Raw genomic sequence first — 7,464 nt, 5'->3', positions numbered from 1 at the left:
CGCCGCTGGGCTCGCGCGCGCCGGTCAGCTCGGTCAGGGCGGCGTCGCCGGCCCGGACCCGCGTCTCTTCGGGTTCGACGCCGGCCTTGCCAGTGGATCGCGGTCTGGGAGGCCCTCGCCGACGGCATGGCGGGCGTTCCCGACGAGGACCCCGACCAGGTGCCGTTCCAGCTGCCACCGGCGCCGCCCGTGCTCGTGGGCCGGGACGGCGAGCTCGACCGGCTCGCCGCCCTGACCGGCGGCGCCTGGCTCCTCACCGGCGCCGGCGAGGTCGGCAAGTCCGCGCTCGCGGTGCTGGCCGCCCACCGCGCCGCCACTGACGGTCATGACGCACATGATCGACACGGTCTTCCTCGACGTCGGCGGGACGATCCTCGACGAGTCCCGCGAGTTCGCGGCCTGGGCGGACTGGCTCGGCGTTCCCCGGCACACGCTCTCGGCGGTCTTCGGCTCGGTGATCGCCCGGGGTCAGGACTACCGGCAGGTGTTCGAGACCTTCCGACCCGGCTTCGACCTCGCGGCCGAGCTGGAGTGCCGCGCGGCCGCCGGCCTGCCGGAGACGTTCGGCGAGGAGGACCTCTACCCCGACGCGCGCGCGTGCCTGGCCGCGTTGCAGGACGAGGGCCTGTTCGTCGGTCTGGCCGGCAACCAGCCGGCGCAGGCCGAGGCGATCCTGCGCGACCTCGACCTGGCCGTTGATGTCTTCGGCACGTCGGAGGGCTGGGGCGTGGCGAACACGGCGCCGGGGTTCTTCGAGCGGGTCGTCCACGAGGGCGGCGGCGCGTCGTCGATCCTGTACGTCGGCGACCGGCCCGACAACGACATCCGCCCGGCGCTGGCGGCCGGCATACAGGCCTGCCTGATCCGGCGCAGACCGTGGGGCCACATCCTCGACCTGCCGGCCGCGACCGCCCGGTCCCTATTCCGCATCGACTCCCTGGACGCGCTGTCAAGCCTGATCGCCAAACACAGCGCCGCGGCGACCTGACACATCGGACGTACGCGGGCGCGATCCGGAATCCGCGGGCGCTAGCCTGGACCGATGTCCGACGCTCTGCAGGTTCCGCTGGTCGTCTCGGGCGGCGCCGACGCCCGGCGGCTGGCCCGGATGATCGGCGATCTTCGGGCCGAGCTGCTCGCCATCGACGTCCACTCGACGCAGCCGACCGGCCCGGCCGGCGCGGTCGCCGGGCTGCTACTCGCGATCAGGCCCTCCGCGGCCGCGATCCGCCTCATGACGGCGGCGATCGCCGCCTGGCTGCGACGGCAGCCGACGGAAGTGACCATCGAGATCGACGGGCAGCGGTTCTCCGGGCATGTGACGAAAGCGCAGCTCGACGAGCTGGTCGCGGCCTTCATCGCGCGAACCGCGCAGACCCAGACCGCACCTCTGAGCGACCCGATGCCCGAACTGGAGGGTGAAGACTTCGACGAGCCCGACTACCCGATCATCGTTGCTGAGCCCGCGGCGGACATTGATGATGACTTTCCTTGGCACCCGGCCGGTGGCTTGGTCGGAGCGCTGCCGGACCCGGAGCCGTCCCGGCGCAAGCCGGACGCGAAACCGGCGTGGCCCCGAGCTTCCGATCTGTCGCCGAAACGCCTGCTGACCGGGAGCGTTCCCGCTAGGGCGGCGCTCGGCGACGAGATCAGTCTCATCGTCCGGGTCGTGCTGGAGGACTCCTCGAACCGCGGACCGTTCGCCAGCGCGCTCGCCCCGTTCGACGTCTCGCCGGCCGGGACGGAGCTGACGATCGTGCTCGAGTCCCGGGCCGGGCTCGCACCCCTCGGTCCCGTGCAGCAGCGGCTCCTCGTCCCACCGGTAGGTGACTCGGCGCCGGTCCGGTTCGCGATCCGGTCGACGGACGTCGGGTTGCACGACCTGACTGTCACCGCGTGGTCCGGCGGCACCTACGTCGGCGAACTGGACCTGCAGGTGTCGATCGGCCGTAACACGGCGGTCGTCGACGGCGGCGCCCGGGCCGCGGACCTGTCCGCCCTGACGCGCCGGCAGGGCGAGGCGACGCTGCAGGTCCTGGTCAACAACGGCCAGTACATGTTCCAGCTGCTGGCCGGCGACGACCTGTTCGACACCGTCCCCGGCGACAAGCTGACCGAAGACCCGGCCGCGGCCGTGCAGCGCGCCCGCGACGCCCTCGGCCGGATCGCGCGTGGTCCGCGGGCCAGCGGCTACACGGCGCCGAACGCGATCTCGCTGATGAAGGCGCTGGGCGTCGGCCTGTGGGACGCCATGATCCCGCGAGAGCTGAAGGACCAGTTCTGGTCGATCCGCGACCGGATCACCATGTTCACCATCGCGTCCACCATGGACGCGGTGCCCTGGGAGCTGGTCTATCCCAAGTCGCCCACCCAGGACCACGGCTTCCTCGTCGAGCAGTTTCCGGTGCTCCGGCGGATGCACCGGCACCGGTCGCCGCGCATCGGCCTGAGTGACGCCCGCTTCGTCGTACCACCGGGTGCGCCGTCGAACGCGGAAGCCGAGGTGAAGCGCATCCGTGACGTGCTCGGGGTGTCCGCTGAGGGCCGGACCATCGTCGACCTGGAGCAGCTGCTCGGGCTCATCGACTCCGGCGACGCCGGCCTGTTGCACTTCGCCTGCCACAACGCCTTCGACTCGGGCGCCGGCTCGGCGATCGGGATGAACGGCGGTGCGTTCATACCCGACCTGCTCAACCCCGCCGTCAGCGCGCAGGCCTTGCGCGAACGTGCTCCGCTGGTCTTCCTCAACGCGTGCACGAGCGCCGCCGACGTCCCGCGCTACACCGACATGATGGGCTTCGCGAGCCAGTTCATGAAGGCCGGGGCCGGTGCGTTCGTCGGGACGCTGTGGGACGTCCGCAGCGAGCCGGCCGGCCGGTTCGCCGAGGACTTCTACACGCGCCTGGCCACCATGCCGCTCGGTGAGGCCGCCTTCGCGGCGCGGCGGGCATTGCGGGAGTCGGACAGCGCCGACCCGACGTGGCTCGCTTACACGATCTTCGGCGACCCCGCCGCGACGTCTCGACAGGGAGGTACGCCGTGAAGACGGACCAGGGAACAGTTCCCGCCGAAGAGCTCGTGGCGGAGATACAGAACGCCGTCAAGACGGCCAACGTCAGTGGTCACACCGCGCGGGACCTGGTCGTCCGGTCGGCCCAGATCACCCTCAACGTGGTCGCGGCCAGCGCCGGCGGTGGAAAGATCGACTTCCGCGTGCCGGTCATCGGGCTGAAGCTGAGCATCGGGGCGACGCTGGCCCGCACGGACACCCACACGATCACGGTCACCCTCGTCCCGCCCGACCCGGACGAGCACGAGGTGCGCACGGGCGAGGTCTCCCGCGTCCTTGTCGAAGCCATCGAGACCCTCCGCCGGATCATCAGCACGGCCGCCGGCGGGCCGCAACGCCTGGTCATGGACAGCGGCTCGGTCGAGCTGACGTTCGCGGTGACCGAGGAGGGCACGATCTCCCTCGGCGTCGACGGCGAGCTACGCGACGAGCTGACCCACACCATCAAACTCGAGTTCGGCCCCGTCCAGCGAACCGAGACCGCCTAGTCGATCGCGGCGATCGCGTCGCCCGGTGCGACCTCGGCGCCCTCCTCGACCAGCAGGCGCACCGCGCCCCCGGTCGGTGCCTCGACCTCCACCGAGACCTTGTCGACCTGGACCTCGGCCAGGGTCTGGCCCGGCTCGACGTGCTCGCCGTCGCGGACGAACCACGTCGCGAGCACGCCCCGCGCCGCCGGGTCCTGCTTCGACAGCGCGGGGAACGGCACCTGCGTCATGCGCCCACCACGGCCCGGATCGCGGCCTCGATGCGGGCCGGGCGCGGCAGGACCGCGTACTCCAGCGCGTGCGCGTACGGGATCGGCACGTCCGGCACCGCGACCCGGGCCACCTTCGCCCGCAGCAGCCCCGGGTCGACGTCGGTGACAGTGGCGACGACCTCGCCCGACAGGCCATACGACAGGTAGTCCTCGTCGACGACCACGAGCCGGCCGGTCTTGGCCACCGACGTCAGGATCGCCTCGCGGTCGAGCGGGACCAGGCTGCGCAGGTCGAGCACCTCGACGTCGATGCCCTCGCCGGCCAGCACGTCGGCGACGTCGAGCGCGTGGTGCACCGACAGCGAGACCGTGACGACCGTGACGCTGGTGCCCTCCCGGGCCACCCGGGCCTTGCCGATCGGTACCTCGTACGCCTCGTCCGGAACCTCGTCGACCGATCGCGGGTTCTTCGCCATCCAGGCGAGCCCCATCACTCCCTTGTGGAACATGTAGACCACGGGGCTGTCGTCGCGGATGGCGGAGACCATCAGACCCTTCGCGTCGTACGGGTTGCTGGGCACGACGACCTTCATGCCGGGCAGGTGCGCGAACGTGCCCCACAGGCACTGCGAGTGCTGCGCGCCGTCGCTGTAGCCGCCGCCGACCGCGGTGGTGAGCACCATCGGGACCTTGACGTTGCCGCCGGACTCGTACGAGATCTTCGCCATGTGGTTGTAGATCTGGTCCATGCAGACGCCGAAGAAGTCGACGAACATCAGCTCGACGATCGGCCGCAGCCCCTCCACCGCGGCGCCGATGCCCAGCCCGATGAACGCGGTCTCCGAGATCGGCGTGTCGATGACCCGGGTCGCGCCGAACCGGTCGAGCAGCCCGGTCGAGGAGCCGAAGATGCCGCCGTACGCCCCGACGTCCTCGCCGAGCACGATCACGGACTCGTCGCGCTCCATCTCGGCGGCGATCCCGTCGACCATGGCCTTGGCGGTGGTCAGCCGGTGCCGGCTCTGGGTGGCCGTCATGCCACTCGTCCGTCCGCGAACACGTACCGGCGGGCCTCGTCCGGATCCGGGGTCGGGCTGTTCTTGGCGAACGTCACCGCGTCCTCGACGCGCGCGACGGCGTCCGACTTGATCGTGGCGGCGGCCGCCGCGTCGAGCAGGCCGGCCGCGCTCAGCGTCCGCTCGTACGTCGGCAGCGGGTCGCGCCCGGGCACGTCCTCGATGTCCTTGCGGTACGCCTGCGCGTCGCCCTCGAAGTGGCCCCACAGGCGCAGCGTGTGCACCTCGATCAGGCTCGGCCCGTCGCCGGCCCGGGCGCGGGCCACGGCCCGGCCGGCCGCCGCGTAGACCGCCTCGACCGCGTTGTCCTCGATCCGCTCGCCGGGCATGTCGTAGCCGGCCGCCCGGACCGCGTTCGACGGCACGCAGGTGGACGAGGCCCGCGGCACCGAGATGCCCCAGTCGTTGTCCTCGACGACGAACACCACCGGCAGCCGCCACAGCGCGGCGAGGTTCAGCGACTCGTGGAACGCGCCCTGGTTGGCGGCACCCTCACCGGTCACCGCGACCGCGACGCGGTCGGTGCCCTTGCGCTGGAACGCGAACGCCTGCCCGAGCGCCGGCGGGTAGCCCTCGGCGATGATGCCGGAGCAGGAGAAGTGGGTGGCGGGGTCGAACAGGTGCATGTGCCCGCCGCGCCCGCGGCCGAGCCCGGTCTCGCGGCCGAAGATCTCCGCCGCCATCCTGCGCAGGTCCACACCGTGCGCGACGGCGAAGTGGTGCGGGCGGTGCGTGGCGGTCACCGCGTCGTCGGTGGTCAGGTGGGCACACACACCGGCGGCGACGGGTTCCTGCCCGGCCGCGAGGTGCATCTCGCCCGGCACGAGGCCCTTGCCGATGTCGAAGCCCGGCCCCTTGTCGGCGTGGTACTCGCGCAGCATCGCCTCCTCGAAGGTGCGCGCCAGCACCATCGTGCGGTACAGCTCGACGCGGGTCGCGCCGTCGATCTCGTCGGGATCGGTCATGCAGGCAGCGTCGAACGGTCCGGTCGGTGGGACAACAAGGTGTTTTCAAATGGTGGTACGCGGGTCAGCCGGCGAGGGCGAGCGAGGCCAGCCGGGCGGTGCGGGCCAGCGCGTCGGCGCGCCCGATCACCGCGCCGAGCCGCCGGACGGGCACCGAGACGGCGACCGCGCCGACCACGTCCGGCGCGACGACGGCGGCGGCCACGCAGGCGGTGCCGACGCAGTACTCCTGCCGGTCGACAGCGAGCGGCCCGCCGGCGTCGATCTCCCGCAGCAGGCTGGCCCGGTCGGTGATCGTGTGCCGGGTCAGGTCGGGCAGCTCGTGCCGGGCGAGGTAGTCGGCGCGGTCGGCGTCGCCGAGGCTGCCGAGCACCGCCTTGCCGAGCGCGCACGCGTGCCCGGCGTCGTGGAAGCCGACCCAGAGGTCGACCCGCGGCGCGTCCGGGGTGTCGGCGATGTCGACGACCCGGATCTCGCCGTCGTCGTAGAGCGAGAGGTAGGCGGCGGCGTGCAACTCGTCGCGCAGTGCCTGCAGCAGCGGCCGCACCTTGGCGATCACGAGGTTGCGCCCGGCACCCTGGCCGAGCGCCATGATCCGGTCGCCGAGCACGTAGCCACCGTCGGCGCGGCGCAGGTAGCCCTCGTGGACGAGCGTGCGCAGCAGGTGGTAGGTCGTGGACAGGTGCTGGTCGGTGAGCCGGGCGAGGGCCTTGGCGGTCACGGGCCGGTCACTCGCGCCGACGGCGTCCACAAGGTTCAGCGCACGCTGCACGGAGCCGATCAGGGTGGGTCCCGCCATGAGTCGAGTATGTGCGCTCCGGGCGCGGATTTGGCAGGCTGCGGGCCATGATTGACGGAGCCGTCCCCGCCAACGAGACCACCGTGCCGTTGCTGCCGTGCGTCGCGCCCGAGGAGACCCTCGCCTTCTGGCGTGCGCTCGGGTTCGCCGTGACGTGGGAGCAGACCCGGCCCTATCTCTACCTGGCCTTCCGGTGGCGCGGGTTCGAGCTGCACTACGGCCGCGCGGGCCGCGGTGTCGACCCGGCCGAGGAGACCACCGGCGGCTGCCTGGTGATGGTCGACGCGGTCGCGCCGTACCACGCGGAGCTCACCGACGCGATGCGCCGCGCGCATGGGAAGGTGCTGGCCAAGGGACTCCCCCGGATCACCCGCTACCGGGCCGGGGCGTCGCGGTTCACCGTCATGGACCCGTCGGGGAACTCCATCGTGTTCATCCAGCGCGGCGAGCCGGGCGAGCTCGAGTACGGCGGCTCCAAAGCGCTCACCGGCCTCGCCAAGGTCCTGGACAACGCCCGGATCCTGCGGGAGTTCAAGGAGGACGACCGGGCCGCCCACCGCGCGCTGAACTCGGGCCTGCGCCGCCACGGCGACGGCGCGCCGGCCGTCGAGCAGGCGATGGCGCTGGCGGCCCTCGTCGAGCTCTCGACCGCGCTCGACGAGCCCGTCGAGGCCTGGGGAGCCCGGCTGCGCCAGCTGACCCTGACCGCCGACGAACGCCGCCAGGTCGAGGCCGCCGTGGCCGACCCCGCCCTGCTGGCACCCTGGCTGCCGCCAGCGGCACCGCTCCGGCATCCTCGCGGCGGGGCTGCTCCGGCATCAGCTCGCGGTGCTGCTGCTGCGGATCGCGCTGCT

9 protein-coding genes are annotated in these 7,464 nt (G+C 72.3%); 4 read left to right on the top strand and 5 right to left on the bottom strand.

What is annotated here, in order from left to right; all coding sequences use genetic code 11:
* Positions 1 to 33: 33 nt before the first annotated feature.
* Positions 34 to 327: a hypothetical protein gene (locus tag AB0H87_RS35000; protein WP_360155755.1), complete on the bottom strand. Its 294-nt coding sequence runs from the start codon at positions 325 to 327 to the stop codon at positions 34 to 36.
* Positions 328 to 334: 7 nt separating this feature from the next.
* On the opposite strand from AB0H87_RS35000, the gene AB0H87_RS34995 reads away from it, so the two are divergent.
* The 3 genes from AB0H87_RS34995 to AB0H87_RS34985 are packed head-to-tail and all read left to right on the top strand — an operon-like array spanning position 335 to position 3,558.
* A complete protein-coding gene (locus AB0H87_RS34995; protein ID WP_360155752.1) occupies positions 335 to 988 on the top strand; it encodes an HAD family hydrolase in 654 nt (217 codons plus the stop codon).
* A 54-nt stretch (positions 989 to 1,042) separates the two neighbouring features.
* Complete coding sequence (locus tag AB0H87_RS34990) at positions 1,043 to 3,043, top strand: CHAT domain-containing protein (RefSeq protein WP_360155749.1); 2,001 nt, start codon at positions 1,043 to 1,045, stop codon at positions 3,041 to 3,043.
* Positions 3,040 to 3,558: a trypco2 family protein gene (locus AB0H87_RS34985; protein ID WP_360155746.1), complete on the top strand. Its 519-nt coding sequence runs from the start codon at positions 3,040 to 3,042 to the stop codon at positions 3,556 to 3,558. The genes AB0H87_RS34990 and AB0H87_RS34985 overlap by 4 nt, the downstream gene beginning before the upstream one ends.
* Here AB0H87_RS34985 and AB0H87_RS34980 read toward each other — a convergent pair.
* The 4 genes from AB0H87_RS34980 to AB0H87_RS34965 all read right to left on the bottom strand — a co-directional run bounded on the left by AB0H87_RS34980 (position 3,555) and on the right by AB0H87_RS34965 (position 6,610).
* On the bottom strand, positions 3,555 to 3,788 hold the full coding sequence (locus tag AB0H87_RS34980) for a lipoyl domain-containing protein (RefSeq protein ID WP_360155743.1): 234 nt from the start codon (positions 3,786 to 3,788) through the stop codon (positions 3,555 to 3,557). The two genes, AB0H87_RS34985 and AB0H87_RS34980, sit on opposite strands and share 4 nt — an antisense overlap.
* On the bottom strand, positions 3,785 to 4,807 hold the full coding sequence (locus tag AB0H87_RS34975; protein WP_360155740.1) for an alpha-ketoacid dehydrogenase subunit beta: 1,023 nt from the start codon (positions 4,805 to 4,807) through the stop codon (positions 3,785 to 3,787). Before AB0H87_RS34975 ends, AB0H87_RS34980 begins: the two co-directional genes overlap by 4 nt.
* Positions 4,804 to 5,811, bottom strand: a complete 1,008-nt coding sequence (locus AB0H87_RS34970; protein WP_360155737.1) for a thiamine pyrophosphate-dependent dehydrogenase E1 component subunit alpha — start codon at positions 5,809 to 5,811, stop codon at positions 4,804 to 4,806. Before AB0H87_RS34970 ends, AB0H87_RS34975 begins: the two co-directional genes overlap by 4 nt.
* Before the next feature lie 64 nt (positions 5,812 to 5,875).
* Entirely contained in the window at positions 5,876 to 6,610 is a 735-nt protein-coding gene (locus tag AB0H87_RS34965; protein WP_360155734.1) for an IclR family transcriptional regulator C-terminal domain-containing protein, read from the bottom strand.
* A 47-nt stretch (positions 6,611 to 6,657) separates the two neighbouring features.
* Between AB0H87_RS34965 and AB0H87_RS34960 the strand changes: the two genes are divergently transcribed.
* Positions 6,658 to 7,464: hypothetical protein (locus AB0H87_RS34960; RefSeq protein WP_360155731.1), on the top strand; the 807-nt coding region annotated here is incomplete at its 3' end.

Source organism: Asanoa sp. NPDC050611 (assembly GCF_040654855.1).
Classification (GTDB): domain Bacteria; phylum Actinomycetota; class Actinomycetes; order Mycobacteriales; family Micromonosporaceae; genus Asanoa.
This window is presented reverse-complemented; position numbering and strand designations above follow the sequence as displayed.

What these genes read in the sequence shown, in the direction of transcription:
- AB0H87_RS34990 (WP_360155749.1), top strand. Translation starts at nt 1,043, where the DNA reads ATGTCCGACGCTCTGCAGGTTCCGCTGGTCGTCTCGGGCGGCGCCGAC.
- AB0H87_RS34980 (WP_360155743.1), bottom strand. Translation starts at nt 3,788, where the DNA reads ATGACGCAGGTGCCGTTCCCCGCGCTGTCGAAGCAGGACCCGGCGGCG.
- AB0H87_RS35000 (WP_360155755.1), bottom strand. Translation starts at nt 327, where the DNA reads ATGACCGTCAGTGGCGGCGCGGTGGGCGGCCAGCACCGCGAGCGCGGA.
- AB0H87_RS34965 (WP_360155734.1), bottom strand. Translation starts at nt 6,610, where the DNA reads ATGGCGGGACCCACCCTGATCGGCTCCGTGCAGCGTGCGCTGAACCTT.
- AB0H87_RS34975 (WP_360155740.1), bottom strand. Translation starts at nt 4,807, where the DNA reads ATGACGGCCACCCAGAGCCGGCACCGGCTGACCACCGCCAAGGCCATG.
- AB0H87_RS34995 (WP_360155752.1), top strand. Translation starts at nt 335, where the DNA reads ATGATCGACACGGTCTTCCTCGACGTCGGCGGGACGATCCTCGACGAG.
- AB0H87_RS34970 (WP_360155737.1), bottom strand. Translation starts at nt 5,811, where the DNA reads ATGACCGATCCCGACGAGATCGACGGCGCGACCCGCGTCGAGCTGTAC.